This window comes from Streptomyces sp. NRRL S-920, from assembly GCF_000717945.1.
In the GTDB taxonomy this organism is placed as follows: domain Bacteria; phylum Actinomycetota; class Actinomycetes; order Streptomycetales; family Streptomycetaceae; genus Streptomyces; species Streptomyces alboniger.
The window spans coordinates 1-25,515 of the sequence record NZ_JODF01000011.1 but is presented as its reverse complement, the minus strand read 5'-3'; the positions used below and the strand labels follow the sequence as shown (position 1 = coordinate 25,515).

The window sequence follows — 25,515 nt, the reverse complement described above, 5'->3', positions numbered from 1 at the left end:
GGCAGGCCGCGGCGCGGGCGGCGTCGCGGCCCGCGTCAGCCCGGCATCAGTGGGAGCGGGCAGCATCTGGCGCCGCCACGCCCGCGTCCGCGGTGGGTCGGGCCACCCAGCCCGGGGCCCCGCCGCGCGGGCTCGATCCCCCAGGGATGGAGAGCTACATGCTGAGGTTCCGTTTATCCCGCCCGCTGTCCCGCCCGCTGTCCCCTCCACTATCCCGTCCGCACCCGGCCGCCCCGACCCACGCTCCGGCCCTTGCCCCGATGTTCGTCCTGGCCCTCGTCCTGGCGCTGGCCTCGGCCCTGCTGCCGTTCGGCGGCCGGTCGGCCGAGGCCGCGGCCTCCGCTTCGAGCCAGCGGATCAACATCGCCGCGACCCACACCGGCATGTGCCTGGAGGTCGCCACCCAGGAGAGCGGCGAGCGCGTCAAGCAGCGGCGCTGCGCCGGGCGTGAGGGGGCGCTGTGGTACTTGAAGGAGTCCTCCGCCCACAGCGGGGCGGTGCAGATCGTCAGCGGCCTCAGCGGCAAGTGCCTGGCGGTGGAGAACTCCAGCGCCGACAGCGGGGCCGCGATCGTGCAGGCGGACTGCGGTGACCGGCCCGGCATGAGCTTCCTGTTCGAGAACCACGGTGACGCCGCGCTGATCCAGCCGATGACGGCGAGCCCGCGCAAGTGCCTGGAGGTCACCGGCTCCGCCACCGCGGACGGCACGGCGCTGCGCCAGTGGACCTGCGACAAGCAGCCGGGCGCGAACTTCACCCAGGGCACCTTCCGAGGCCTCCAGGAGGGCTGGGTCAAGCTCCGTCCGGCCAGCGCGCCCGACAAGTGCCTGACCGAGGGGCGCGCGGGCATCCTGAGCGTCCCGGTCGCCGTACAGCGCTCGTGCGGGCAGGCCACGACGCCGCGCACCTATCTGCTCCCGCAGGGCAACGGCCTCTTCAAGATCCAGTGGCACAGCACGCAGGCGGGGATCCGCTGCCTCATGGTGTTCCCCTTCAGCACGGTGCCCGACTTGCTGGAGACCACGACCGACTGCGCGGGGGCCAATGTCTTCTACATCGAGGCGGTCGAGACGCCGGTGCCCAACACCTACCGGATCCACACGCTCTACACACCCGAGCGGAAGTTCTGCGTGGGCATCACCAACAGCGCCACGACCGAGGGCGCCGCGGCCAAACAGGAGCCCTGCACCGAACGCGCCGACCAGGTCTTCTACATCGACGCCGAGTGACGCGGGCGCGACTTCGCGGCCACGCCCTAGGGCGTGGCCGACCCGGCGGGCTGCTCGCGGCGGAGTTTCGCGTCGGCGTCCGTCCGGGCGTCGTACGAGATGAGCCGGGGCAGCACCGCCGCGAGGACGGCGACCGACGCGACACAGGCGAGGCCGCCGGACCAGATGGCGGACCGCGTCCCGGTCCAGCCCGCCGCCGCGCCCGCGCGGACCTGACCCAGCTGCGGCCCGACGCTGTAGGACAGGACCTCGATCCCCGCGAGCCGCCCCCGCAGCTCGTCGGGGATCGTCTGGTTCCAGATGGTGGAGCGGCCGAGCCCGCTCAGCATGTCCCCCGCGCCCGCGAGCGCCAGGCACCCCAGCACCACCCACACGTTCGAGAACCAGCCCGCCGCCGTGATCGCGAGCCCCCACCCGGCCGCCCCGAACACCACGAGCAGCCCGTGCCGCCGCACCCGCGACGTCCACCCGCTGGTGAGGCTCAGCAGCAGCGAGCCGACCGCCCCCGCCGCGTACATCAGACCGAGCGCCCACCGCGCGTCCAGCTCGTCCGCGAGGAACGGGAAGACCGTGTTCGGGAAGGCGAAGAACATCGCCGCCATGTCGATGGCGTACGTCCCCAGCAGGACCGGCCGCGACCACGCGTACCGCGCGCCCTCCGCGAGGCCCTTCAGCGACGGCTTCGGCGCGTCGTGCGCGGCGGGCGCGGGCGAGAGCCGGGTGCACAGCAGGACCGAGACGGCGAAGCCGACGACCGTCACCGCGTACGCGGACGCGTGCCCGGCATAGGCGACGACCAGGCCCGCGAGGGAGGGGCCAGCGATCGCGCCCACGTTCCAGCGGAACGAGTTCAGCGCGGCGGCGGCCGTCAGCTGGTCGTGCGGCACGATCCGCGCGAGCAGTGAGTCGAGCGCGGGCCGCTGGAGCCCGGCCAGCGCCGCGACGCCCGCCGCCACGACGTACAGCGGCCACAGCAGCGGCGTCGGCAGCAACGCGTTGACCAGGAGGATCACGGCCAGCAGGCCCAGCGCCGCCTCGGTCAGGAGGATCACCTTGCGGCGGTCCACGGCGTCGGCGAGCGCCCCGCCGTACAGCCCGAAGACGATCAGCGGCATCAGCTCGACCGCCCCCATCGCCCCGACGGCGACCGGCGAGTCCGTCAGCTCCTTGATCTGCAACGGCAGGGCGACCAGCGCCATGAAGGTGCCGAAGTTCGTGACGAGTCCCTGCACCCACAGCAGCCGGAAGTCCCGGGTGGAGCGCCAGGGTGAGAGGTCGGGCAGAATCGCGGAGAGAGGCACGAGAAGTCATGCTCAGCGGCGACCGGCGCCCCGGGCAACCGATTTACCGGGCGCCGGAACCGTACGCGGCAATCGGAACCGCCCGCGGCAATGGGAACCGTACGCGGCAATCCGAACCGCCCGCGAAAGCGGAACCGCCCGCCCTCACCACCGCGTCGGCGGCGGCGACGTCAACTGGTCGGCGAGGCGCGAGAGGCGGTCGCGCAAGCGCCGGCGGCCCCGCGCCACCGGCAGCGCGTTCTCCCCGGCCGCCGCGCTCACCAGGTGCTGCACGGTGTCCAGGTCGAGATCGGCGCCCGTGGCACCTTCCGGCCCGCCCGCCGCCCCGGGGACGGCCAGCGCCTCGTGCGCCAGGGCGCTCAGGTCCCGGTCCCCGGAGCCGAGCGCGAGCACGGTCGCCCCCGCCCGCCGCGCGTCGCTCACGCGCGTGAGCAACTCCGTGTCCGGCGCGTCCGGCGCCACCACCAGCAGCGTCTCGCCGCGCCGCGCGGCCTCGATCCGGCCGAGCCCGGCCGACAGATGCGCGGGATCCGAGCCGAGCACCCGGTGGCGTACGAGCGTCGGCGTCAGCTCGGGCGTGCCCGACCAGGCCGCCTCGTCCACCAGGTGCGCGGCCAGGTGCCAGGGTTCGTACGCCCGCGTGCCCACCAGGAGCAGTCCGCCGCCGTGCGGCACCACGGACGAGCGCAGGGCCCCCGCGAAGCGGCGCGTGGCGCCGAGCCACTCCGTCCCCGCGAGCACCTCGCGCAGCAGCGCGACCCGTACGGCGTCCATGGCGTCGCATCCTGCCCGAACGGGCCAGTCGTGACCCGGAGTTCACCGGGAATTCCCCCGGGGTGGGGAAAAGCGGTGGATGACTTATGAGACGTCTGTTCCCTTCCGTGCGGGCCGCGAGGGATACGCGAGCTTCCGCATACCGGCGGTCGTCACCACCGCCTCCGGCACCGTCCTCGCGTTCTGCGAGGGCCGCGTCGGCTCCTCGGAGGACTTCGGCAACATCGACATCGTCCTCAAGCGCTCCGCCGACGGCGGCCGCACCTGGGGCCCCCTCCAGGTCGTCGGCAAGAACGGCGCCGACCTCGCGGGCAACCCCGCCCCCGTCGTCCTGACCACCGGCCGCATCCTGCTCGTGCACGTCAGGAACGCCGCCGCGGCCACCGAGGACGCCATCCGCCGCGGCAAGGTCTCCGCGGCCGCGGGACGGCGCGTCTGGGTGCAGCACAGCGACGACGACGGCCTCACCTGGTCCGCCCCGCGCGAGATCACCGCCCAGGTGAAGCGGGCGAACTGGCGCTGGTACGCGACCACGCCCGGACACGCCATCCAGCTGACCGGCGGCCGCGTCGTCGTCCCCGCCAACCACTCCCTGCCCCCGACGGGCACGGACAACGGCACCGAGGGCAAGTACAACGGCGGCCACTGCCTGCTCAGCGACGACTCCGGCGCCACCTGGCGCCTCGGCTACATCGACGACAACACCAACGGCTACATCAACGTCAACGAGACCACCGCCGCCGAACTCCCCGACGGCCGCCTGTACGTCAACACCCGCAACGACTCCCCGGCCCCCGGCAACCGCGCCGACGCCCACTCCCGCGACGGCGGCCGCAGCCTCGTCAAACCCTTCCGCCCACAGGCGTCCCTCACCGGCCCCGTCGTCGAGGGCAGCGTCCTCCAGCTGCGCGACCCCGACGTGCTCCTCTTCTCCGGTCCCGCCGACCCCGGCTTCCGCGCCCTGATGACCGTGCGCCGCTCCACCGACGGCGGCACCACCTGGGAGGCCGCCCACACCGTCGACGGTCTCCCGGCGGCCTACTCCGATCTCGTACGCCTCGACGAGCAAAGCGTCGGGCTGCTCTACGAGACGGGGGACTTCAGCGCGTACGAGACGATCACGTTCCGGCGGATCCCGGTGTCCGAACTGGTGAACTCACCTGACCGCCTGTGACCGGTGAGTAGGGTCAGCCCATGACCTCTACAGACAGTGCGCAGAACGCCCCCGCCAAGGCCCCGGCCAAGGACCCCTGGGAGCTGCCCGACGTGTCCGGGCTCGTCGTCGGCGTCCTCGGTGGCACCGGCGACCAGGGGCGCGGCCTCGCCTACCGCCTCGCCCGCGCGGGCCAGAAGGTGATCATCGGCTCCCGCGCGGCCGAGCGGGCGCGGGCCGCCGCCGACGATCTTGGCCTCGGCGTCGAGGGCGCCGAGAACGCGGAGTGCGCGCGGCGCAGCGACATCGTGATCGTCGCCGTGCCGTGGGACGGCCACGGCAAGACCCTCGAAGCCCTGCGCGAGGAACTGAGCGGCAAGCTCGTCATCGACTGCGTCAACCCGCTCGGCTTCGACAAGAAGGGCGCCTACGCCCTCAAGCCCGAGGAGGGCAGCGCCGCCGAGCAGGCCGCCGCCCTTCTGCCGGACTCCCGCGTCACCGCCGCCTTCCACCACCTGTCGGCCGTGCTCCTCCAGGACCCCGCCATCGAGGAGATCGACACCGACGTGATGGTCCTCGGCGAGAGCCGCGCCGACACGGACGTGGTGCAGGCGCTCGCCGCCCGAGTCCCCGGCATGCGCGGCGTCTTCGCCGGACGCCTGCGCAATGCCCACCAGGTCGAGTCCCTGGTCGCCAACCTGATCTCCGTCAACCGCCGCTACAAGGCGCACGCGGGGCTGCGGGTCACCGACGTGTAGGGCGCGGGCGGGCATGGGGGACACTGGAGGGGCACGTCACCGACGCAACACCCGCTTCATCCCGACAGGAGCCGACCCCCATGCCCCGCCTCGCTCTGTACGCCCTCGTGGTCTGCGCGCTCGCCGTCGTCGCCGCCGTGCTCTCCTTCACGCAGGGCAGCTGGCTCGGCGTCGTATGGGTGCTGCTCGCGGGCCTCTCGTCGAACATGGCGTGGTTCTACCTGCGGCGCGCGAAGCTCCGGCGCGACGCGGCCGCCACCGCCGGAGCTACGAACTGACCGGCCGCGGGACGTCCTGCGTGCCCTCCCAGAAGCGGTACAGCTCCCGGCCCCAGTAGGTGTCCGAGTCGTCGACGCCGAGACCGCGCAGGACCGCGTCGATCGCGTCGAAGAACGTGTGGTTGACCTCCGGGATCCACAGCACGGCGAAGACCGCGAGCAGCCCGAACGGCGCGAACGGCTCCACCTGGCGGCGGATCCCGTGCGACAGCCAGGGCTCGATCACCCCGTAGCCGTCCAGGCCCGGGATCGGCAGGAAGTTCAGGATCGCCGCCGTCACCTGGAGCAGGGCGAGGAACGCGAGCGCGTAGCGGAACGCGTCCGGCACGCCGTCGAGGGCGTCCAGCCAGAACGGCGCCGTGCAGACCACCGCGAACAGGGCGTTCGTCAGCGGGCCCGCCGCCGAGATCAGGCTGTGCCGCCAGCGGCCCCGGATCCGGCCCCGCTCGATGAAGACCGCGCCGCCCGGCAGACCGATCCCGCCCATGATCACGAACAGGACGGGCAGTACGACGCTCAGCAGCGCGTGCGTGTACTTGAGCGGGTTCAGCGTCAAGTAGCCCTTCGCGCCGATCGAGATGTCGCCGCCGTGCAGGGCCGTGCGCGCGTGCGCGTACTCGTGCAGGCAGAGCGAGACGATCCAGGCGGCCGTCACGAACAGGAACACGGCGAGCCCGGGGAACCTCGCGAAGCCGGTCCAGGTGGCCCAGCCGGATACCGCCGTGACGGCGGCGATCCCGATGAAGACGGGGCTGATCCGCCGGTCGCTGCTGCGGAGTTGCGCGGTGGTCATGGGGCGGGGCTCCTGGGGTCTCGTACGGAGAACGTGCCCAGACCGAAGCGGTCGTATGCCGGAAACGTCCGGCACGGGCCCGCCGGTTCCGGGGAGGGTCGGGGAGCGGCGCCGTGGACGCGGCGCGGCGGCGGCGGCGCGGCGGCGGCGCGGAGCACGGACAAAGGGACAATGGGCCGGTGCGTTACCGCGTCCTTGGGCCGACCCGAGCCGCCCGCCCCGACGGAACCCCCGTCCCGGTGGGTGGCGCGCGCCTGCGCGCCCTGCTGGCGGCACTCGCCCTCCGCGCGGGACGAGCGGTCCCCGTACCCGCCCTGGTCGACGACGTATGGGGCGCCGAACCGCCCGCCGACGCCCCCGGCGCCCTCCAGGCCCTGGTCGGCCGGCTCCGCAGAGCCCTCGGCGCCGACGCCGTCGTCTCGGCGGACGGCGGCTACCGGCTGGACGCGAGCCCCGACGACGTGGACCTGTTCCGCTTCGACCGGCTGGCCGGCGAGGGCAGTAGCGCCCTCGCCGACGGCGACCCGGCCACGGCGGCCGCCCTGCTCGACGACGCGCTCGCGCTGTGGCGCGGCGAAGCCCTCACCGACCTGCCGGGCCGCACCGCGGACGCCGCCCGCTGGCAGGCCCGCCGCCACGACGCCCGCCGCGCCAGGCTCACCGCGGCCCTCGCCCTCGGCCAGGCGGAACAGGCCCTGCCCGAACTCACCGCGCTGTGCGGCACCCACCCCCTCGACGAACCGCTCCAGGCCCTGCGTCTGCGCGCGCTGCGGGACGCCGGCCGCCCGGCGGAGGCACTCGCCGCCTACGAAGGCGTACGACGCGGGATCGCGGACCGGCTCGGGGTCGACCCAGGGGCCGAACTCCGCGCCCTGCACCAGGAGTTGCTGCGCGTACCGGCACCGGCCGAGCCCGCACCACCACCGGCCGGCCCCGCGGCGCCGCCCGCCCGACCCGCGCCGCGCGTGCCCGGCAACCTCCGCGCCCGCCTCACCTCCTTCGTCGGGCGCGAGGCCGATATCGACGCCCTGCGCGGCGACCTCGCGCGGGCCCGGCTCGTCACGCTGTTCGGACCCGGCGGCGCCGGCAAGACACGCCTCTCGCAGGAGGCCGCCGAGAGCGTCGGTGCGGGCTTCGCGGACGGAGTGTGGCTGGCCGAACTCGCCCCCGTGGAGGACCCGGACGACGTGCCCGAGGCCGTACTCACGGCGCTCGGAGCCCGCGAGACCGTGCTGCGCGGCGCCGGCGCCGAAGAGATGCGCGTCATGTCGGAGCGGCACGGCGAGGACCCCGTCGTCCGGCTCGTCGAGCACTGCGCCGGGCGCCGCATGCTGGTCATCCTCGACAACTGCGAGCACGTCGTGGCGGCCGCGGCCCGCCTCGTCGACGAACTCCTCGCCCGCTGCCCCGGCCTCGCCGTCCTCGCCACCAGCCGCGAACCCCTCGGCATACCGGGCGAGTTGACGCGCCCCGTCGAGCCGCTGCCGGAACCGGTCGCGGTGCGCCTGCTCGCCGAACGCGGGGCCGCCGCGAGACCCGGCTTCACCGTCGACGACGACCCCGCCGCCGCGGCCGAGATCTGCCGGCGCCTCGACGGCCTGCCGCTCGCCATCGAACTGGCCGCGGCCCGCCTGCGGATGCTCACCCCGCGCCAGATAGCCGACCGCCTGGACGACCGCTTCCGCCTGCTCACCAACGGCGCCCGCACGGTACTGCCCCGCCAGCAGACCCTGCGGGCCGTCGTCGACTGGTCCTGGGACCTGCTCGACGAACCCGAACGCGCCGTCCTGCGGCGGCTCTCCGTCTTCGCGGGCGGCTGCGACCTCGCGGCGGCGGAAGCGGTCTGCGCGGGCGAGGGCGGTCCGTACGACGTCGCCGACGTGCTCGGCTCACTCGTCGACAAGTCCCTCGTCGTCGCCGCCCCCTCACCCGTGGCCGGGGCGGGCATGCGCTACCGGCTGCTCGAAACCGTCGCCGAGTACGCGGGCGAACGCCTCGACGAGGCGGGCGACCGGACCGGCGCCGAGCGCGCGCACCTCGTGCACTACCGCGAGGTCGCGAGGACCACCGACCCCGAACTGCGCGGGCGCGGCCAGCTCGCCGCCGTCGAGCGCCTCGAAGTCGAGTACGAGAACCTGCGCACCGCCCTGCGGCACGCCGTGGCCGCGCGCGACGAGCAGGAAGCGCTCTGTCTGGTCCTGTCCCTGTGCTGGTTCTGGGAGATCCGCGGCCTGCGCCTGGAGACCCGCAACTGGGCCCGCGACGTCATGACCCTCGGCCCCGACCCCTTCGCCCCGCCCGTCACCCCCGCACCCCCGCTGTACGAGCCGTGCACGGCCGAGCCCCCGCCCATGCGGCCCGAAGTCCTCGCGGAGGCACGCCGCGGGGTGCGCCTGCTCGACCTCGCCTGCATGGACATGGACATGGACGCGTGGCGCACCGAGGAGGCCGAGGAGCGGCTGCGGGGCATCCGGGCCGCCTACCGCCCCGGCCTGCCGCAGACCTGCCGCACACCGGGCAGCCTCTGGTTCTTCGCCGTGATGCTCGGCGGTGACGCGGAGCTGCTGCGCGCCACCCTCGACGGGACCGTCGACACCTGCCGCGGACTCGGCTACGCCTGGGAACTGGCCGCCGCCCTGCAACTGCGCGCCAACATCCTCATCAACCACACCGACTGGGCGGGCGAGGCACGCGAGGACGCCGACGAGGCGCTGCGGGGCTTCGAACGGATCGGGGACGCCTGGGGCATCGCGGAGGCGCTCGCCGCGCGCGGCGAGTCACGCGAGCGGTGCGGGGAGTTCTCCCTCGCGGCCGAGGACTTCGAGGCCGCCATCACCTACGCCGAACAGCTCGGCGCCCAGAGCCAGGCGGCCGTGCTCAAGGCGCGCCTCGGCTCGGTCCTCACGGAGTCGCCGGACACCTTCGAGCGGGGCGAGAGAATCCTGCGCGACGTCCTGGCGAACAGCGGCCGCGCGCACATGGGGGAGGCCGTGCCCGCCGCCCGGCTCTTCCTCGTCGGCGTGCTCGGCCGCACCGGCCGCGTCGACGAGGGGCACGAGCACATCCGGCGGCTGCGCGAGGAGTTCACCGTGGTGGGCTACACGGTCTTCGACAGCTTCGTACTGGGCCTCCAGGCCTGGCTCGACACGCTGGGCGGCCGGTACGCGCAGGGCGTCACCGCGGCCGGCGCGGCCATCGAGGAGGCCCGCACACCGCTGTCGCGGGTGATCGCGCCCCAAGGCGTCGCCGTCCAGCTGCGGATCGCGGCCCGCGCGCTGGCGGAACTCGACGGCGGCGGCCGCGCGGGGGACGCCGCCCGGCTGCTCGCCGTGGCCGACCGGGAGCAGCCGGCGGACCACTTCCTGAACGCGACGGAACGGGACATCTACGAGGGCGCCACCCGGGTCGCCCGTGCCGTGCTCGGCGCCGAGGCGTACGAGGCCGCCTACGCCGAGGGCGGCGGCCTCACTCTCGACGAGGCCGCCGCCCTGTGCACCGTATGAATCCGCCGGTCAGCTCTTGGTGCGGAACTTGTGGATCGCGATCGGTGCCATCACCAGGGTGATCAGCGCCGACCAGCCGACCGTCACCCACACGTCGTGGGCGACGGGGCCGCCGACCATCAGGCCGCGCGCGGAGTCCGCGAGCGAGGAGAGCGGGTTGTAGTCGGTGAAGCCCTGGAGCCAGCCCGGCATGGTCTTCGTCGGCGCGAAGATCGACGAGCCGAACTGGAGCGGCATCAGGACCAGGAAGCCCATCGCCTGCACGGACTGGGCGCTCTTCATCGTGACGCCGAGGACCAGGAAGATCCACATGATGGAGGTGCCGAAGAGCGCGGAGAGGCCGACGGCGGCGAACAGACCGAGCCAGTTCGTGATGTCGAAGCCCACCAGGACACCGACGATCATCATGATCGTCGTCGCGATGAGCAGCCGCATCAGCTCCACCACGACCTTGGCGAAGAGCACCGAGCCCTGGCCGATCGGCAGGGTCCGGAAGCGGTCCATGATGCCGTTCTGGAAGTCCTGGTTGAAGCCGGTGCCGACGGCCATGGCGATGTTCATGCTCATCATCGCCATCATGCCGGGCACCACGTACTGCACGTACTTGTCCTGACCGCCGCCGAGCGCCTGCCCGATCGAGCCGCCGAAGACGTACACGAACAGGAGCGTGAACACGATCGGCATCAGGACCGCGTCGAACATCGACTCCGGGTCCTGGCGGATCCACAGCAGATTGCGGCGGACCAGCGCACTGGTGTGCCGCACATGGCCGCGCAGGCTGATGCGGGCGTCGTCCGTCCGCCCCTTGGCGAGGGGCGGCGTGAGAGTGGTGGTGCTCATACGGCAACCTCCTCGAGTTCGGGGCGGGCGTCCTGCGGGGCGCTGGCCTTCTGGCCGGTGATGGAGAGGAACACCTCGTCCAGGCTGGGCAGTTCGGTGGCTATCGAGCCGATCGTTATGCCCCGCGCGGTGACCGCGCCGACCACGGCCGTCAGCTGTTCGTCGCTGAGGATCGGCACCATGACCGTGCTCGTCTCGACGTCCACCGTCGAGGTGGCGAGGCCGGTAAGGCCCAGGTCGTCCAGGGCGTTCGCCAGCGGGCGCAGCTCCAGCGGGTCGGCCGGGCGGACCCGCAGCGTGCGGCCGCCGACCTTCGCCTTCAGCTCGTCGATGCCGCCGCTCGCGATGACCTTGCCGCGGTCGATGACGGTCAGCTCGGAGGCCAGCTGCTCGGCCTCCTCCATGTACTGGGTGGTGAGCAGCACGGTGACGCCGTCGCCGACCATCCGCTTGACCTCGGCCCACACCTCGTTACGGGTGCGGGGGTCGAGGCCGGTCGTCGGCTCGTCCAGATAGAGGACGGCCGGGCTGCCGATCATCGACGCCGCCAGGTCGAGGCGGCGGCGCATGCCACCGGAGTACGTCTTCGCCGGGCGGGAGGCCGCCTCGGTGAGGGAGAACCGCTCCAGCAGGCCGTCGGCCCGGGACCTGGCCTCCTTGCGGGTCAGGTCGAGCAGGCGGCCGATCATGTACAGGTTCTCGCGGCCCGAGAGCTTCTCGTCCACCGCGGCGTACTGGCCGGTGAGGCCGATCACGCGGCGGAGCTGGCGGGGCTGGCGGACCACGTCGTACCCGGCGACGAGGGCCGAGCCCGCGTCCGGGGTGACGAGGGTGGACAGGCAGCGTACGAGGGTGGTCTTGCCGGCGCCGTTGGGGCCGAGCACGCCGAGGACGGTGCCCTCGCGTACGTCCAGGTCCACGCCGTCCAGTGCCTTGGTCTCGCCGTAGTGCTTGACCAGTCCCCTTACGGTGACCGCGCTCCCTGCGCCGTCGGGGTTCTTGTTGATTCGCGTCATGGGTACAAGGTGTCAGGTGGCACCGACAAAGCGCCGACATCCTGCCGACAGGGCCGACATCCCGCCGACAGGACGGGCGGCCTGCCCGAGGGGGGAGAGAGAAGCAGCCCGCCGACGGGGGACGGTCGACGGGCTGCCATGGTGCCGCGATGGTTCATACGCCGGGTGGGGCCTACCGGACGGAGTGCTCCTCCGCGGGGAACGCCCCGCCCACCACGTCCTGCGCGAACGCCTTGGCCGCGCCGGCCATCACGCCCCGCAGGTCCGCGTACTGCTTGACGAAGCGGGGCATCTTGCCGCCCGTGAGGCCCAGCATGTCCGTCCAGACGAGGACCTGCGCGTCGCACTCGGCGCCCGCGCCGATCCCGACGGTCGGGATGTGCAGGGAGCGGGTGACCTCGGCGGCCAGCTCCGCGGGGACCAGTTCCAGGACCACCGCGAACGCGCCCGCGTCCTGCGCCGCCTTGGCGTCGTTCAGCAGCCGGTGGGCCGCTTCCTCGCCGCGGCCCTGTACGCGGTAGCCCATGGTGTTCACGGACTGCGGGGTCAGGCCGAGGTGGGACATGACGGGGATGCCGGACTGGACGAGCAGTTCGGTCTGGGCGAGCGAGCGTTCGCCGCCCTCCAGCTTGACCGCGCCGACGCCGGCCTCCTTCACCAGGCGGGTCGCCGAGCGCAGTGCCTGTACGGGGCCTTCCTGGTAGGAGCCGAACGGCAGGTCGCCGACGATCAGGGCGCGGCTGGTGCCCCGTACGACCGCGGCGGACAGCATGGCCATCTCGTCGAGGGTGACGGGCACGGTGGTCTCGTACCCGAGGTGGCAATTGCCCGCCGAGTCGCCGACGAGCATGACGGGGATGCCCGCCTCGTCGAAGACGGACGCGGTCATCGCGTCGTAGGCGGTGAGCATCGGCCACTTCTCGCCGCGCTCCTTGGCGGCGGTGATGTCGCGCACAGTGATGCGTCGCGTGCCCTTGCCGCCGTACAGCGCCTTGCTGCTGTCGGGGCTTCGCGGGGCGTCGGCGCTCTTCTGGGCAGCCGAAAGCTGCGTCATCGCAACGGCTCCTTCTGTCATCTCGAGGCGCCCTGACGGCGTCCCCGGATCACCTCCATGGTGGCACCACGTGCCGCCTCGGGGCTAGTGCGTCCACGGGTAATCCGCGCGGAGGGGGCCGGCTTCGGTAAAGTCTTTTCTATACGAGACGGTCCCGTATTGAAAAGGCTCTACGCTGGTCCGCATGTCAACCGCCATACCCACCCCACCCCGCATACCGGAAGCCGTGCACCGGCGCCGCTGGGCGATCCTCGGCGTCCTGATGCTGAGCCTGCTGATCGTCGTACTCGACAACTCGATCCTGAACGTCGCCATCAAGACGATCTCCACCCCCGAGCCGACCGGACTCGGCGCGACCCAGGGCGAGTTGGAGTGGGCGATCAACTCCTACACCCTCGTCTTCGCGGGTCTGCTCTTCACCGCGGGCCTGCTCGGCGACCGGCTCGGCCGCAAGAAGGTCCTGATCGCCGGGCTCGTCGTCTTCGGCATCGGATCGGCGCTCGCCGCGGAGTCCGGCTCGCCCGTCCAGCTCATCGTGTTCCGCGCGGTGATGGGCCTCGGCGCGGCCTTCGTGATGCCCGCCACGCTCGCCGTCCTGATGAACGTCTTCGAACGCGAGGAGCAGCCCAAGGCCATCGGCATCTGGGCGGGCGGCGTCGGCCTCGCCATCGCCATCGGCCCGATCACCGGCGGCGTGCTGCTCGACCACTTCTGGTGGGGCTCGGTCTTCCTCATCAACGTACCGATCGTGATCATCGCGGTCGCCCTGATGATCTGGCTCGTGCCCGACTCGCGCGACCCCAGGCCCGGACGCATCGACCTCGTCGGCGTCGCGCTGTCCGTCGTCGGCCTCGTCCTGCTCGTCTACGGCATCATCAAGGGCGGCCAGCTCGCCGACTTCACCGATCCCGCCGTCCTCGGCACCGTCCTCGCGGGCCTCGCCGTCCTCGTCGCGTTCGTGCTGTACGAGAAGCGCTGCGACCACCCGTCCGTCGACATCTCGTACTTCAAGAACCGCGTCTTCTCGGCGGCGATCAGCGCCATCGCGCTCGTCTTCTTCGCGCTGATGGGCGTGACCTTCTTCTCGGTGTTCTACACCCAGAGCGTGCGGGGCTACTCGCCCTTGCAGACCGGCCTGCTGATGCTGCCGCTGGCCGCCGCGCAGCTCATCTTCGCGCCGCGCGCCCGGCTGGTCGTCGACCGCTTCGGCGTACGGGCCGTGTGCACCGGTGGCCTGCTCCTGGTGATGGCGACGCTGGCGTCCTTCACGACCCTCGACGCCGACACGCCGATCTGGATCCTGGAGGTCATCTTCTTCCTGATGGGCACCGGCATGGCGCACATCATGACGCCCACCAGCGTCGTGATCATGCAGGCCCTGCCGCGCGAGAAGGCCGGCTCCGCCTCCGCGCTCAGCAACACCTTCCGGCAGGTCGGCGGCGCGCTCGGCATCGCGGTCCTCGGCTCGGTGCTGTCGACGGCGTACCGCACGGGCGTCGAGGACAAGCTGACGCTGCTCCCCGAGGGGGCCCGGCACACCGCGGGGGAGTCCATCGAGGCGACCCTGGGCGCCGCGGCGAGGCTCGGACCCCGCGGCGAGCCCCTGGTGACCGCGGCCAACGACTCGTTCCTGCACGCCATGCACGTCACGGCCCTGTGGGGCGCGGGCGTCGCCGTGATCGGCTCGCTGGTCGTCTTCCTGTTCCTGCCGGGGCGTACGCCGCCGGAGAGCGGCCCCCAGGAGAAGGAGGCCGAACCGGTGGACGCGGCCCGGCACTGAGGGCCCGGTAAGGGCAGCGCGGGGAGGGGGGCGGCCACTGGGGGACAATCGGCCCGGCAGCAGACGTGGAGAGAGCGGAGAAGACGTGGTCCACACCGCCAAGGGTGGCCGGGGGCGACCTCGGAGCGAGGCCGTGGAGCAGGCCATCATCGAGGGCGTGGTGCGGCTCCTGGAGGACGGCGTGCCGCTCGCCGACCTGTCCATCGAGCGGATCGCCAGGACCGCGGGCGTCGGCAAGGCCACCATCTACCGGCGCTGGGACGGCAAGGAAGCCCTCTTCGTCGACGTCCTGCGCGTCTTCGAGGAGGCCGACCCCGAACTGCCGGGCACCTCGATGCGCGACGACCTCGTCTGCCTCCTGGAAGGGCTGCGCAGACGCGGTCTGAACATGCGTTCCTCGGCCCTGCTGCACAACGTCTTCGCGCAGATGAAGGCGCTGCCCAAGCTGTGGGAGGCGTACCACGTCACGGTCATCGAGCCCCGCCGCCGCCTCACCTGCGAGGTGCTGCGGCGGGGCGTCGCGGGCGGCGAGCTGCGCGCGGACGTCGATATCGAGATGGCCAACGACCTGCTCGTCGGCCCGATGCTGGTCCGCACGATCATGCGGCCCCACGCGCAGCTCGACGACGACCTCGCCGAACGGATCGTCGACACCGTGCTGGAGGGGCTGCGGCCGCCCTCCTGAACCTGCCGGAAGGGCTGCGGCCGGTGCCCTGACGCGGCCGACGCCCCGCGCGAGTATGCGCGTTTCGTCACAGCCGCGGCTCCCGAGCCCTGTTCAGGAACCTGCCGCGCCGCCCCGATCGTCCTGGTGCCTGTACGGCCGTCGTGGACGGCAGGGACGACACCGATCATCGCCTAGGGTTTCCAGGGCGGACCGACGGTGTGTACGGCAGCAGTGAGGCGACGAAGGCATGGCGCAGGCGTATATGACGGAAACGGGCAGCGGCGGCTCGGGGCCCGAGCGTCCGGGGTCCCGGTTCCGGCGCCTGCTGGACGGCTGGCGCGGCGATCCGGCCATCTGGCGGCGCGGGCTGGTCACGGCGGGGGCCGCGGTCCTCATCGCCCTGGTGATGCTCTTCCACGCGCAGATCCCGAACAACATCGGCAACCTCGGCAGCCTGACCGAGACGTTCCTGCCGTGGCTCGGCCTCTTCGTCCCGGTGCTGCTCGTCGTCGCCGTGGTCCGCAAGTCCGCCACCGCGCTGATCGCCCTGATCCTCCCCGCGATCATCTGGCTCAACTCGTTCGGCGGCCTGATCAGCGACAAGTCGGGCACGGGCGGCGACCTCACCGTCGCCACGCACAACGTCAACGCCGACAACACCGACCCGACCGGCACCGCCCGGGACGTCGCCTCGTCCGGCGCCGACGTCATCGCCCTGGAAGAACTCACCGCGGACGCCGTGCCCACGTACGAGAAGGCCCTGTCCGGCCTGTACAAGTACCACTCGGTGGAGGGTACCGTCGGCCTGTGGAGCAAGTACCCGCTCTCCGGCACCAGGCCGGTCGACATCAAGCTGGGCTGGACCCGCGCGATGCGCACCACGGTCAACACCCCCCAGGGCGACGTCGCCGTCTACGTCGCGCACCTGCCGTCGGTACGCGTCAAGCTCGACGCGGGCTTCACCGCCAACCAGCGCGACAACAGCGCCGACGCGCTCGGCGAGGCCATCGCCGATGAGCGGCTCGACAAGGTCGTCCTGCTCGGCGACCTCAACGGCACGATGAACGACCGCGCCCTGAACGCGGTCACCTCCCAGATGCGCTCCACGCAGGGCGCGGCGGGCAACGGCTTCGGCTTCACCTGGCCCGCGTCGTTCCCGATGGCCCGCATCGACCAGATCATGGTCAAGGGCGTCGAGCCGGTCTCGTCCTGGACGCTTCCGGAGACGAGCAGTGACCATCTGCCGATCGCGGCGAGGGTCGACCTCTCCTCTTGAGGCGGTCGTTCTTCACGTGGTCGTCATCCGGTCTTGACCTCGCGGAATACTGGGTGCGGGAGAGTTTGTTCCGTAAGTAAACTTATGGATTCCCCTCGCTCGCTCCCCCCTGCTTCCGTGGAAGGTACTTCTTCATGCCCCTGGCCCTGCTCGCCCTCGCCGTGGGCGCCTTCGGCATCGGCACGACCGAGTTCGTGATGATGGGCCTGCTGCCCAACGTCGCCGACGACCTGCACATATCCATCCCGACCGCCGGACACCTCGTCTCCGCGTACGCACTCGGCGTCGTCATCGGCGCCCCGCTCCTCGCCGCCGTCACCGCGAAGCTGCCGCGCCGCCGCGTCCTGATCGGCCTGATGGTGCTGTTCGTCGTCGGCAACGCCTTGTCCGCCGCGGCACCCGACAACACCTCGCTCCTCGCCGCCCGCTTCCTGAGCGGGCTGCCGCACGGAGCGTTCTTCGGCGTCGGCGCGGTCGTCGCCACCGGGCTCGTCGCCCCCGAGCGCAAGGCCCGCTCGGTCTCCCTGATGTTCCTCGGCCTGACCGTCGCCAACATCGTCGGCGTACCGGTGGCCACGGCCATGGGACAGCAACTGGGCTGGCGTGCCACGTTCCTCGCGGTGAGCGCGATCGGGCTCGCCGCCATCGCCGCGCTCGCCCTCCTGGTCCCCGCCGACCACGGCCACGGCGACGCGGTCGGCCTGCGCGGGGAGCTGCGGGCGCTCGGCAGCGTCCCGGTGTGGCTGGCACTCGGTACGACCGTCGCGGGCTTCGGCGCGCTCTTCGCGGCGTACAGCTACATCACGCCGATGCTGACGGACGCGGCGGGCTACGCCGAGTCCAGCGTGACGCTGCTCCTGGCCCTGTTCGGTGTGGGCGCCACCGCGGGCAACCTCCTCGGCGGGCGGCTCGCGGACCACTCCCTGCGGGGGACGCTCTTCGGCGGGCTCACCGCGCTGGCCGTCGTCCTCGCGCTCTTCCCGCTCCTCATGGGCGCCGGGTGGAGTGCGGCGCTCGCGGTCACGCTGCTCGGCATGGCGGCGTTCACCACGGGGTCGCCGTTGCAGCTGATGGTCATGGAGAAGGCGTCGGCGGCTCCGTCGCTGGCCTCCTCCGCGAACCAGGCGGCGTTCAACCTCGCCAACGCGGGCGGCGCCTGGATCGGGGGCCTCGCCCTGGCGGCGGGCTTCGGGGTGACGTCTCCCGCGGTGACCGGGGCGGTGCTCGCGGTGCTCGGGCTCGCGGTGGCGGGGGCGGCGTATCTGGTCGATCACCGGACCACACCGACGCCGGCCCGCCTGGTGGCCGCGGGACCCGTGCGGGGCCGGGAGCCGTCTCGCCGGTGAGGCGGGCCGGGTGCGTCTGCGCCGGCCGCGCCGTGGTCGCGCTCGCCCCGGTGGGGGCGGGCTTTCTCCGCCGCTTCGCGGCGAACCTTTCCCACCCACCCATCCGTTCGCCCCGAGCTGATCAAGTGCCGTCACGGCACCGCCCGATGCCGGGCAAACGGGTGGGTTTGGTGGGAGGCATCGCCGCGAAGCGGCGCGTAGGGCCCGGCCCCCTGAGCCGTCCCCCGAGCCCCCGCCCCCGGCGAGAAACCGTCAACCTCAGCCGGAGGCGGTTTCGCGCCAGCGGTTGGTGATCGGCAGCCGTCGGTCCTTCCCGAACCCCTTCGCGGAGATCTTCGTACCCGGCGGGTACTGCCGCCGCTTGTACTCCGCCGTGTCCACCATCCGCAGCGTCTTCGTGACCAACTCCCGGTCGAAGCCCGCGGCGACGATCGCGTCGGCCCCCTGGTCCCGGTCCACGTAGAGTTCGAGGATCCCGTCCAGGACGGGATAGTCGGGGAGCGAGTCCGTGTCGACCTGGTCGGGACGCAGCTCCGCGCTCGGCGGCTTGCTGATGGAGTTCTCCGGGATCGGCGGCGTCTGCCCCCGCTCCTGCGCCGCCCGGTTGCGCCACCGCGCGAGCCGGAAGATCGCCGTCTTGTACACGTCCTTGATGGGACCGTACGCGCCCACGGAGTCGCCGTAGAGCGTGGAGTAACCCACCGCCAGCTCGGACTTGTTGCCCGGCGCGAGCACGATGTGCCCCTCCTGGTTGGAGATCGCCATCAGCATCGTGCCGCGCAGCCGCGACTGGAGGTTCTCCTCCGCCAGCCCGGTGAGACCGAGCGAACCCATGTACGCGTCGAACATCGGGGCGATCGATACGGTACGGAAGTTGAGCCCGGTGCGCCGCGCCAGCTCCTCCGCGTCACTGATGGAGTGCTCGGAGGAGTAGCGGGACGGCATGGCGACCCCGTACACGTTCTGCGCGCCCAGCGCGTCGCAGGCGATGGCGGCCGTGAGCGCCGAGTCGATGCCCCCGGAGAGCCCGATCAGAACGCTGCTGAAGCCGTTCTTGGCGGCGTACGCCCGCAGGCCCACGACCAGCGCCGAGTACACCTCCTCGTCGTCGTCGAGCCGCTCGGCGTACCCACCGGAAAGCTCCGCCTCGTACGCGGGCACCGGCTCGTCGGAGACCGTGAGGTGCTCGATGCGCAGCCCGTCGTCCACGACGCCGGACGGCGGCACGGGCGCGGCAGCGGGCAGTTCGAGGTCCAGGACCACACAGCCCTCCGCGAACTGCGGGGCGCGCGCGATGACTTCGCCGTCCTTGTCGACGACGATCGAGTCGCCGTCGAAGACCAGCTCGTCCTGTCCGCCGATCATCGCGAGGTAGGCGGTGGTGCAGCCCGCTTCCTGGGCGCGCTTGCGGACCAGTTCGAGCCGCTGGTCGTCCTTGTTCTGCTCGTACGGCGACGCGTTGATGGAGAGCAGCATGCCCGCCCCCGCACTGCGGGTCGCCGGGACGCGTCCGCCGTCCTGCCAGAGGTCCTCGCAGATGGCGAGGGCGACATCGACGCCGTGCACCCGCACGATCGGCAGGGTCTCACCCGGCACGAAGTAGCGGAACTCGTCGAAGACGCCGTAGTTGGGGAGGTGGTGCTTGGAGAAGGTCAGCGCGACCTCGCCGCCGTGCAGCACGGCGGCGGCGTTGCGCGGCGCGCCCGCGGGCTGGCCGAAGCGCGGCTTGGCCTCCTCGGTGCGGTCGAGGTAGCCGACGACGACCGGCAGCTCGCCGAAGCCCTCGTCCTTCAGCCGGGCGGCGAGCGCGTGCAGCGCGTCCCGCGAGGCGTGGACGAAGGACGACCGCAGGGCGAGGTCCTCGACGGGATATCCGGTCAGCGCCATCTCGGGGAACGCGACGAGGTGCGCCCCCTGCTCGGCGGAGTGCCGGGTCCAGTGGACGATCGCCTCGGCGTTCCCGGCGAGATCGCCGACGGTCGAGTCGATCTGGTTCAGGGCGAGACGTAGTTGAGGCACGCGACCCAGTGTAATCGTCAGAGCGACGCGATGCCCGGCGGCCCGGCCCGGGGACACCCGACCCGGGCCGGGAGCCGCCGTCAGGCGCGGTAGCCGAGCACCGTCATCATTCCCGCCTCCGAGTGGTAGACGTTGTGGCAGTGGACCATCCACAGTCCGGGGTTGTCCGCGTCGAAGTCCACGGTCAGCGTGCCGTTCGGCAGGACGACCGCGGTGTCCTTGCGGGGGCCGTTCGCCACGTTCGCCAGGGCGAAGGTGTGCCCGTGCAGGTGCACGGGGTGCCACATCGAGGTGGAGTTGGCGAAGACCAGGCGGACCCGCTCGCCCGCGCGCAGCGGATGGCGCCGTCCGGGGGAGTAGGGCTTCTTGTCGAAGGCCCAGTCGTACGCGGCCATGCCGCCCGTCAGCCGCAGCCTGATCGTGCGGTCCGGCTCGCGGGCGGCCAGGGCGACGGGCTCGGCCGCCCGCAGTTTGTCCGCCGTCAGGAGGCGGCCCGTCAGCTCCTTGGGCCGGGCCGACGCGGACGGCGCGGCCCCGCCGCCCGTGCGCAGCACCGCGAGGGCCGCCGCCTTCTTGCCCTCGGCCACCGCGGTCAGCGGGAAGACGCCGTCCCCGGCGGTGACCAGGACGTCGTACCGCTCGCCCATGCCGAGCAGCAGCGCGTCCGTCCTCGCGTGCTCCACGGGGAAGCCGTCCGTGTGCGTCACCGTCATCTCGTGTCCGCCGAGCGCCACGCGGAAGGCCGTGTCGCCCCCGGCGTTGATGAGGCGCAGGCGGACGCGGTCGCCGGGGCGGGCGCGGAACTGGGCGGGTGCCTTCGGCGTACGGCCGTTGATCAGGTAGTACGGGTACGCGACGTCTCCCGCGTCGCCCCCGAGCAGGTCGCTCCTGGCGCCCATCATCACCCGGGAGGGGGCGGTCGGCCCCGGCGTGGGGGCGGTCCGAGCCGCCGCATGCGACATATTCGACATGTCGTGGCCGCCCGTTCCGTGGCCGCCAGTGTCGTGGCCGTGGCCACTCATGTCATGGCCGGCCATGCCCTTGCTCAGCTCCGCGAGCACGTCGTCCGGCGTGGAGCCGTCCACGCCGTCGACCCAGTCGTCCAGGACGATCACCCACTCCTTGTCGTACTTCAGCGGCTCCTTCGGGTCCTCGACGATCAAGGGGGCGTACAACCCGCGGTCCTGCTGGGTGCCGGAGTGCGGATGGAACCAGTACGTCCCCGGGTCCGGCACCGCGAACCGGTAGGTGAAGTCGGCCCCCGGCCTGACGTCCCGCTGGGTGAGGCCGGGGACGCCGTCCATGTCGTTGCGCAAGGCGATGCCGTGCCAGTGCAGGGAGGTGGCCCGGGGGAGGTGGTTGGCGAGGGTGAGGGCGAGGGTGTCGCCCGCGGTGACGCGGACTTCCTTGCCGGGCAGGTCGTCCCCGTACGCCCACGTCCGGACGGTGGGGCCGCCGAGGTCGAGCCGGGTCTCCCGCGCCGTCAGCTTCACTTCGCGGACCCGGCCGCCGCGGCCCCGCTTCTTCTCGGCGGCCGCGACCTCGAGGCCCGCCGGGTCGACATAGCCCTCGGGGCCGGAAGCGCCGCCGCCGCCTCCATGGCCCCCGCCGTGGCCGTCCTGGCCCGAGCCGGAACAGGCCGTCAGCAGGCCCGCCCCGGCGACGGCGACCGCGGCACCGAGCAGGGAGCGCCGCCGCGCGGTGGCGGGTGCGCGCGGCGGAGTGGGGAGGGGGAGCGGGGTCGCAGGGGTGGTGCGCGGGGTTTCGTTGCGCATGGTGGGTGACACCTCGTCGTGGTGGTGCGTGCGAATGGGCGCGTCCGCTGCTTGTGACACACCGCGCGGCGCCCCGCGGGTTCCCGTCGGAACGCCACGAGTCTCCGGGCAGTGCGAAGCAGCCGGGCGCGGGCCTAGATCCGCAGCACCGACAGACGGGAGAGCTGGACGCGGGGCGGTGGCGCCTCGGGCCGCGGGGCACCCGGAAGGAGCCCGGCCGCAGGGCCCGGGGCGAGCGTCCCGCCCGGCCGCAACAGGCCCGCGCGCACCAGCAGTACGAGCGTGAAGGCGGCCAGTACGGCGAGGCACACGGACAGCGGATCCATGCCCATGTCCATGCCCGTGCCCGTGCCCGTGTCCATGCCGACACCGCGATGCGGCTCTGACGCGGACTCCGTTACGTGCCCGGCATCGGCTTCGTACGCCGCGCGGGTCGCGCGCTCGGCGCTCGCCGCATGTCCGACATCCACGACACCCACGCCGCTCCCGGCGAGGACGTCATGCCCGCCGGAAGGCAGCCCGTGCCCCCCGGGCGCACCGCCCTCGACGCGGTGCACCTGACGCTCCCCACCGGGGCCGGCGGCACCGGCACCGGCTCCACCACCCCCATGACCGCCCAAGGGATGCCCCAACGTATGCATGGCGACGATCCCGAACAGCAGCGCGGCGAGCAGCAGCAACTGCCCGTAGCCCGTGCGGTTCCGCGTCCTCGCCATATCCCGAACCCTACCCCCGCCGGGTATCCGGCGACATGCGGGCCGCCGCCACTGCGACGATCATGAGCGCATGACGATTACGGATGAACCGGAGCAGAACGGTACCGGTACCCTCCCGGAGCCGGACCCCGCGATCCCCCGTCAGTTCATCTCCTGGGTCACGCTCGCCCTCATGACCACCGCGTCCGTGGCCAGCCTCCGGCCCTCGCCGTCGATGGCCATCTACGGGCTCGCGGCGGTCTTCCTCTACCTCCTGCCGGCCGTGGTCTTCCTGCTCCCGACCGCCCTCGTCGGCGCCGAACTCGCCTCCGGGTGGTCCGGCGGCATCTACCGCTGGGTGAGCGAGGCGCTCGGCAAGCCGCTCGGGTTCGTCGCCGTGTGGTGCCAGTTCGCCATGACCATCGCGTACTACCCGAGCCTGCTCGCCTACGTCGCCTCGACCTTCGCGTACGTCATCCATCCCAGCCTCGCCGAAAACGGCCTCTACGTAGCGATCGTCATCGTCGTCATCTACTGGACGGGCGTCTGGGTCACGTGCCGGGGCACCAAGACCGTGGCCAGCCTCTCCTCCCTCGGGCTGATCATCGGCACCCTCGTCCCCGGTGTCGTCCTCGTCGTCCTCGGCGTCGTCTTCCTGGGGCAGGGCAACGCGTCCGCCGCGCCGATGAGCACCGATCACTGGCTCCCCCCATGGACCGGCCTCGCCAGCCTGGTTCTCATCGTCAACAACTTCCTCTCCTACGCGGGCATGGAGATGAACGGCGTCCACGTGTCGTCACTGCGCCATCCCCGGGCCGAGTACCCGCGGTCGATCTTCCTCGCCACCGGCCTCGTCCTGCTGATCTTCATCCTTCCGGCCCTGGCCATCAGCTGGGTCATGCCGTCCGGACAACTCAGCCTCACCGCCGGTCTGATGCAGGCCTTCCAGGCGTTCTTCGACCACTTCCACATCGGCTGGATGACGAAGATCGTCGGCGTCATGCTCGTCATGGCCGCGCTCGGCGGCATGCTCACCTGGCTCGCGGGGCCCGCCAAGGGGCTCGTGGCGCTCTCCCGCCAGGAGGGCTATCTGCCGCCCTTCCTACAGAAGTTCAACAAGGCGGGCGTCCCGAGGAACATCATGGTGGCCCAGGGTGTCATCACCACCCTGATCGGCGTTCTCTACGCCTTCAGTGACGACGTGTCGAGCGCCTACTGGATGTTCTCCGTCATCACCGTGCAGATCTACCTCATCGCGTATCTGCTGATGTTCGTGGCCGTCGTGCGGCTGCGGAAGTCCCAGCCGCGGGTGGAGCGCGGCTTCGTGGTCCCCGCGGTGACCCTCGTCGCGGGCGTCGGGTTCGTCGCGTCGGTCCTCGCCCTCGCCATCGGCTTCGTACCGCCCGACCAGTTCGGCAAGGGCCCGCTGTGGCGCTATCTGCTGACCGTCGGCGGGGGGCTCCTCGCCCTCGGCGTGCTGGCACCCGCGGCCTTCCTGAAGTTCCGCAAACCGGGATGGATCCATCCTGATCACCGGCCGTCACGATCGGCTGCCTAGCGTGTGCCCCCCGAGCCCACCCTCGACGACGACGGCGGCCGCCGCCATGCCCCCACAGCCGACACGCCCCCGGGGCGGCGGCCCCCGAAGGCCCGGCGCCGGACGCGCCGCCTCCCTCTCGGTCCTGCTGTCGCTCGGCGCACTCCTGTACACGACGTGGGTCCTCGAGACCTTCCTGCCCACCGGCCTCTCACCCCTCCAGGTGTACGTCAGTGAACTCGCCGCCAAGGACCAGCCGTACGGGACGTTCTTCCGCACCGCGGACCTCCTGGCCGGGCTCCTCGTCCTCGCGGGCGCGGTGGGCGCGCTGGTGTGGCTGCCGCGCCGGGGATGGGCCGTGGCGGGGTGGGCCGGGCTGGCGCTGTTCGGGGCGGCCACGGCGGCGGACTCGCGGTTGGCGCTGAGCTGCGCGCCCACCGCCGACGCCGGGTGCGCCGCGCGGGAGGCGGCGGGCGACCTCCCCTGGACGCACTCCGCGCACACCTTCACCAGCGGCCTCGCGGTCGGCGGGGCGCTGCTCGGCATGGTGCTGCTCACGGTCGCCGCGCGGCGCGGTACCGCCGCGTGGCCCGCTCTCGCGCGCACCGGCCCGGTCCTCGTCGTCCTCGAACTGGCCGCCACGGTGTGGACGCTGGCGTCCGTCGCCGCGTTCGAGGCGGGGCGCGGGACGTGGGCGCTCGGGGTCGGGCAGCGGCTCCAGGTGCTGTTCATCGCGGTCTGGGTGGTGATGCTCGCGTGGTCGGTGGCGGCTGCCGCCTCGCCGTCCGCCTCGTCGTCGTCCGCGCGGCGCGGATGACCTTCGTACGCGTCGGGGGGGTGCCGCACCACGTCGAGGTGACGGGGAGCGGGCCGGTGTGCGTGCTGAGCGCCGGGCTGGGGCTCGGCTGGTTCGACTGGGATCCGGTGGTGGCGCTGCTCGCGCCGCACCGGACCGTCGTCCGTTTCGACCGCCCCGGGCTCGGACTCAGCGGGCACGCGCGCGTGGCGCCCACATTGCGGGCTGAGGCGCAGCGGATCCTGCGGGTGCTGGAGGGCGTCGATCTCGGCGGGGAGCGGGTCACGGTGGTCGGGCACTCGCTCGCCGGGTTCCACGCGGAGGCGTTCGCGCGGCTGTATCCCGAGCACACGGAAGGGCTCGTCCTCGTCGACTCCAGTGTCGAGGAGAGGCCCCGGGCGCGGCTGCGGCTGCCACGCGGGGTGAGGGTGGCGGGCACGCGCGCGTGCGGGGCGATTCTGTGCGCGGCGGGCGTACCGCGGGCCGTCGGCCCCGCGCTGCGGAGACGGGCGGCGCCCACGCCGTGGGCGGGGTTGTACGGGGCGGGGCGGGTGTGGCGGGCGGCGCTCATGGAGTACGCGACGTACGGAGACGTGGCGGTAGAGCTGGCGGGGCTGCGGCGGGCCGTGCCGCTTGCCGGCGGGGCGCCTGTGATCGTGCTGGCGGCGGACGCGGGCGGCTCGGAAAAGTGGCTAGGACGCCAACGGGAACTGGCCGCGGGCCTCGACGGAACCTTTCGCGTGGCGCGGCCCTCGGGGCATCTGGTGATGCGGGATCTTCCGGAGGCGGTAGCGGGGGCGATCCTCGCGGGGGCTCGCCGGGGGCGGTAGGGCGGGACACTCCCCGCGCCGGGTGTTCCCCGCCCACCCGCGCCGAGAGGGCTGCTCCTGCGGTCCCTGTCGATGCGGGGTGAACGGGTGGGTGG

The 25,515-nt window shown here is 72.6% G+C and carries 21 protein-coding genes; 12 read left to right on the top strand and 9 right to left on the bottom strand.

Annotated elements, in window-relative coordinates; translation table 11 throughout:
* Positions 1 to 260: 260 nt before the first annotated feature.
* Positions 261 to 1,229, top strand: coding sequence for an RICIN domain-containing protein (locus IG54_RS39200; protein ID WP_051819420.1), 969 nt, complete (start codon positions 261 to 263; stop codon positions 1,227 to 1,229).
* 26 nt (positions 1,230 to 1,255) lie between these two features.
* On the opposite strand, the gene IG54_RS0110630 is transcribed toward IG54_RS39200, so the two are convergent.
* On the bottom strand, positions 1,256 to 2,530 hold the full coding sequence (locus tag IG54_RS0110630) for an MFS transporter (RefSeq protein WP_030780527.1): 1,275 nt from the start codon (positions 2,528 to 2,530) through the stop codon (positions 1,256 to 1,258).
* A gap of 144 nt (positions 2,531 to 2,674) precedes the next feature.
* Positions 2,675 to 3,304, bottom strand: coding sequence for a hypothetical protein (locus tag IG54_RS0110625; RefSeq protein ID WP_030780524.1), 630 nt, complete (start codon positions 3,302 to 3,304; stop codon positions 2,675 to 2,677).
* A 79-nt stretch (positions 3,305 to 3,383) separates the two neighbouring features.
* On the opposite strand from IG54_RS0110625, the gene IG54_RS0110620 reads away from it, so the two are divergent.
* The 3 genes from IG54_RS0110620 to IG54_RS0110610 all read left to right on the top strand — a co-directional run bounded on the left by IG54_RS0110620 (position 3,384) and on the right by IG54_RS0110610 (position 5,493).
* The gene (locus tag IG54_RS0110620) at positions 3,384 to 4,478 is read left to right on the top strand and encodes a sialidase family protein (protein ID WP_030780522.1); all 1,095 of its coding nucleotides are present in this window, start codon (positions 3,384 to 3,386) and stop codon (positions 4,476 to 4,478) included.
* Positions 4,479 to 4,498: 20 nt separating this feature from the next.
* The gene (npdG, locus tag IG54_RS0110615; RefSeq protein WP_030780520.1) at positions 4,499 to 5,215 is read left to right on the top strand and encodes an NADPH-dependent F420 reductase; all 717 of its coding nucleotides are present in this window, start codon (positions 4,499 to 4,501) and stop codon (positions 5,213 to 5,215) included.
* An 80-nt stretch (positions 5,216 to 5,295) separates the two neighbouring features.
* Entirely contained in the window at positions 5,296 to 5,493 is a 198-nt protein-coding gene (locus tag IG54_RS0110610) for a hypothetical protein (protein ID WP_030780518.1), read from the top strand.
* On the opposite strand, the gene IG54_RS0110605 is transcribed toward IG54_RS0110610, so the two are convergent.
* Entirely contained in the window at positions 5,483 to 6,286 is an 804-nt protein-coding gene (locus tag IG54_RS0110605) for a site-2 protease family protein (RefSeq protein ID WP_030780516.1), read from the bottom strand. The two genes, IG54_RS0110610 and IG54_RS0110605, sit on opposite strands and share 11 nt — an antisense overlap.
* 179 nt (positions 6,287 to 6,465) lie before the next feature.
* Here IG54_RS0110605 and IG54_RS0110600 point away from each other — a divergent pair, with 179 nt between their 5' ends.
* Positions 6,466 to 9,789 carry an ATP-binding protein gene (locus tag IG54_RS0110600; RefSeq protein ID WP_030780513.1) on the top strand — a complete coding sequence of 1,108 codons (3,324 nt, stop codon included), beginning with the start codon at positions 6,466 to 6,468 and terminating at the stop codon, positions 9,787 to 9,789.
* Positions 9,790 to 9,798: 9 nt separating this feature from the next.
* On the opposite strand, the gene IG54_RS0110595 is transcribed toward IG54_RS0110600, so the two are convergent.
* From IG54_RS0110595 to panB, 3 genes are all read right to left on the bottom strand, one after another.
* Positions 9,799 to 10,629, bottom strand: a complete 831-nt coding sequence (locus tag IG54_RS0110595) for an ABC transporter permease (RefSeq protein WP_030780511.1) — start codon at positions 10,627 to 10,629, stop codon at positions 9,799 to 9,801.
* Positions 10,626 to 11,645 (bottom strand): ATP-binding cassette domain-containing protein, encoded by a 1,020-nt coding sequence (locus IG54_RS0110590; RefSeq protein WP_030780508.1) that lies wholly within the window; start codon positions 11,643 to 11,645, stop codon positions 10,626 to 10,628. The genes IG54_RS0110595 and IG54_RS0110590 overlap by 4 nt, the downstream gene beginning before the upstream one ends.
* A 172-nt stretch (positions 11,646 to 11,817) precedes the next feature.
* A complete protein-coding gene (gene panB / locus IG54_RS0110585; RefSeq protein WP_030780504.1) occupies positions 11,818 to 12,699 on the bottom strand; it encodes a 3-methyl-2-oxobutanoate hydroxymethyltransferase in 882 nt (293 codons plus the stop codon).
* A gap of 184 nt (positions 12,700 to 12,883) precedes the next feature.
* Here panB and IG54_RS0110580 point away from each other — a divergent pair, with 184 nt between their 5' ends.
* The 4 genes from IG54_RS0110580 to IG54_RS0110565 all read left to right on the top strand — a co-directional run bounded on the left by IG54_RS0110580 (position 12,884) and on the right by IG54_RS0110565 (position 17,768).
* Complete coding sequence (locus tag IG54_RS0110580; RefSeq protein ID WP_030780501.1) at positions 12,884 to 14,479, top strand: MFS transporter; 1,596 nt, start codon at positions 12,884 to 12,886, stop codon at positions 14,477 to 14,479.
* Positions 14,480 to 14,612: 133 nt separating this feature from the next.
* Entirely contained in the window at positions 14,613 to 15,164 is a 552-nt protein-coding gene (locus IG54_RS0110575) for a TetR/AcrR family transcriptional regulator (RefSeq protein ID WP_078593951.1), read from the top strand.
* A 229-nt stretch (positions 15,165 to 15,393) separates the two neighbouring features.
* Entirely contained in the window at positions 15,394 to 16,422 is a 1,029-nt protein-coding gene (locus IG54_RS0110570; RefSeq protein WP_030780495.1) for an endonuclease/exonuclease/phosphatase family protein, read from the top strand.
* Positions 16,423 to 16,556: 134 nt separating this feature from the next.
* Positions 16,557 to 17,768, top strand: coding sequence for an MFS transporter (locus IG54_RS0110565; RefSeq protein ID WP_030780492.1), 1,212 nt, complete (start codon positions 16,557 to 16,559; stop codon positions 17,766 to 17,768).
* Between the two features lie 258 nt (positions 17,769 to 18,026).
* Here the strand turns inward: IG54_RS0110565 and IG54_RS0110560 are convergent, their stop codons facing one another.
* The 3 genes from IG54_RS0110560 to IG54_RS0110550 all read right to left on the bottom strand — a co-directional run bounded on the left by IG54_RS0110560 (position 18,027) and on the right by IG54_RS0110550 (position 22,278).
* Positions 18,027 to 19,787, bottom strand: a complete 1,761-nt coding sequence (locus tag IG54_RS0110560) for an NAD+ synthase (protein ID WP_030780489.1) — start codon at positions 19,785 to 19,787, stop codon at positions 18,027 to 18,029.
* Between the two features lie 80 nt (positions 19,788 to 19,867).
* Positions 19,868 to 21,562, bottom strand: coding sequence for a multicopper oxidase family protein (locus tag IG54_RS0110555; protein WP_078593949.1), 1,695 nt, complete (start codon positions 21,560 to 21,562; stop codon positions 19,868 to 19,870).
* 134 nt (positions 21,563 to 21,696) lie between these two features.
* Positions 21,697 to 22,278 carry a hypothetical protein gene (locus IG54_RS0110550; protein WP_030780486.1) on the bottom strand — a complete coding sequence of 194 codons (582 nt, stop codon included), beginning with the start codon at positions 22,276 to 22,278 and terminating at the stop codon, positions 21,697 to 21,699.
* A 70-nt stretch (positions 22,279 to 22,348) separates the two neighbouring features.
* Here IG54_RS0110550 and IG54_RS0110545 point away from each other — a divergent pair, with 70 nt between their 5' ends.
* From IG54_RS0110545 to IG54_RS0110535, 3 genes are read left to right on the top strand one after another with little or no spacing between them, the layout of a single operon-like run.
* The gene (locus IG54_RS0110545; RefSeq protein WP_037896845.1) at positions 22,349 to 23,815 is read left to right on the top strand and encodes an APC family permease; all 1,467 of its coding nucleotides are present in this window, start codon (positions 22,349 to 22,351) and stop codon (positions 23,813 to 23,815) included.
* Positions 23,816 to 23,861: 46 nt separating this feature from the next.
* Complete coding sequence (locus IG54_RS0110540; RefSeq protein WP_078593947.1) at positions 23,862 to 24,611, top strand: DUF998 domain-containing protein; 750 nt, start codon at positions 23,862 to 23,864, stop codon at positions 24,609 to 24,611.
* Positions 24,608 to 25,420: an alpha/beta fold hydrolase gene (locus tag IG54_RS0110535; RefSeq protein ID WP_030780478.1), complete on the top strand. Its 813-nt coding sequence runs from the start codon at positions 24,608 to 24,610 to the stop codon at positions 25,418 to 25,420. The genes IG54_RS0110540 and IG54_RS0110535 overlap by 4 nt, the downstream gene beginning before the upstream one ends.
* Positions 25,421 to 25,515: the final 95 nt, after the last annotated feature.

Coding starts and splice junctions, on each gene's coding strand:
- IG54_RS0110540 (WP_078593947.1), top strand. CDS start 23,862: ATGCCCCCACAGCCGACACGCCCCCGGGGCGGCGGCCCCCGAAGGCCC.
- IG54_RS0110595 (WP_030780511.1), bottom strand. CDS start 10,629: ATGAGCACCACCACTCTCACGCCGCCCCTCGCCAAGGGGCGGACGGAC.
- IG54_RS0110565 (WP_030780492.1), top strand. CDS start 16,557: ATGCCCCTGGCCCTGCTCGCCCTCGCCGTGGGCGCCTTCGGCATCGGC.
- IG54_RS0110625 (WP_030780524.1), bottom strand. CDS start 3,304: ATGGACGCCGTACGGGTCGCGCTGCTGCGCGAGGTGCTCGCGGGGACG.
- IG54_RS0110555 (WP_078593949.1), bottom strand. CDS start 21,562: ATGCGCAACGAAACCCCGCGCACCACCCCTGCGACCCCGCTCCCCCTC.
- IG54_RS0110550 (WP_030780486.1), bottom strand. CDS start 22,278: ATGGCGAGGACGCGGAACCGCACGGGCTACGGGCAGTTGCTGCTGCTC.
- IG54_RS0110570 (WP_030780495.1), top strand. CDS start 15,394: ATGGCGCAGGCGTATATGACGGAAACGGGCAGCGGCGGCTCGGGGCCC.
- IG54_RS0110610 (WP_030780518.1), top strand. CDS start 5,296: ATGCCCCGCCTCGCTCTGTACGCCCTCGTGGTCTGCGCGCTCGCCGTC.
- npdG (WP_030780520.1), top strand. CDS start 4,499: ATGACCTCTACAGACAGTGCGCAGAACGCCCCCGCCAAGGCCCCGGCC.
- IG54_RS0110605 (WP_030780516.1), bottom strand. CDS start 6,286: ATGACCACCGCGCAACTCCGCAGCAGCGACCGGCGGATCAGCCCCGTC.
- IG54_RS0110545 (WP_037896845.1), top strand. CDS start 22,349: ATGACGATTACGGATGAACCGGAGCAGAACGGTACCGGTACCCTCCCG.
- IG54_RS0110535 (WP_030780478.1), top strand. CDS start 24,608: ATGACCTTCGTACGCGTCGGGGGGGTGCCGCACCACGTCGAGGTGACG.
- panB (WP_030780504.1), bottom strand. CDS start 12,699: ATGACGCAGCTTTCGGCTGCCCAGAAGAGCGCCGACGCCCCGCGAAGC.
- IG54_RS0110580 (WP_030780501.1), top strand. CDS start 12,884: ATGTCAACCGCCATACCCACCCCACCCCGCATACCGGAAGCCGTGCAC.
- IG54_RS0110590 (WP_030780508.1), bottom strand. CDS start 11,645: ATGACGCGAATCAACAAGAACCCCGACGGCGCAGGGAGCGCGGTCACC.
- IG54_RS0110620 (WP_030780522.1), top strand. CDS start 3,384: ATGACTTATGAGACGTCTGTTCCCTTCCGTGCGGGCCGCGAGGGATAC.
- IG54_RS39200 (WP_051819420.1), top strand. CDS start 261: ATGTTCGTCCTGGCCCTCGTCCTGGCGCTGGCCTCGGCCCTGCTGCCG.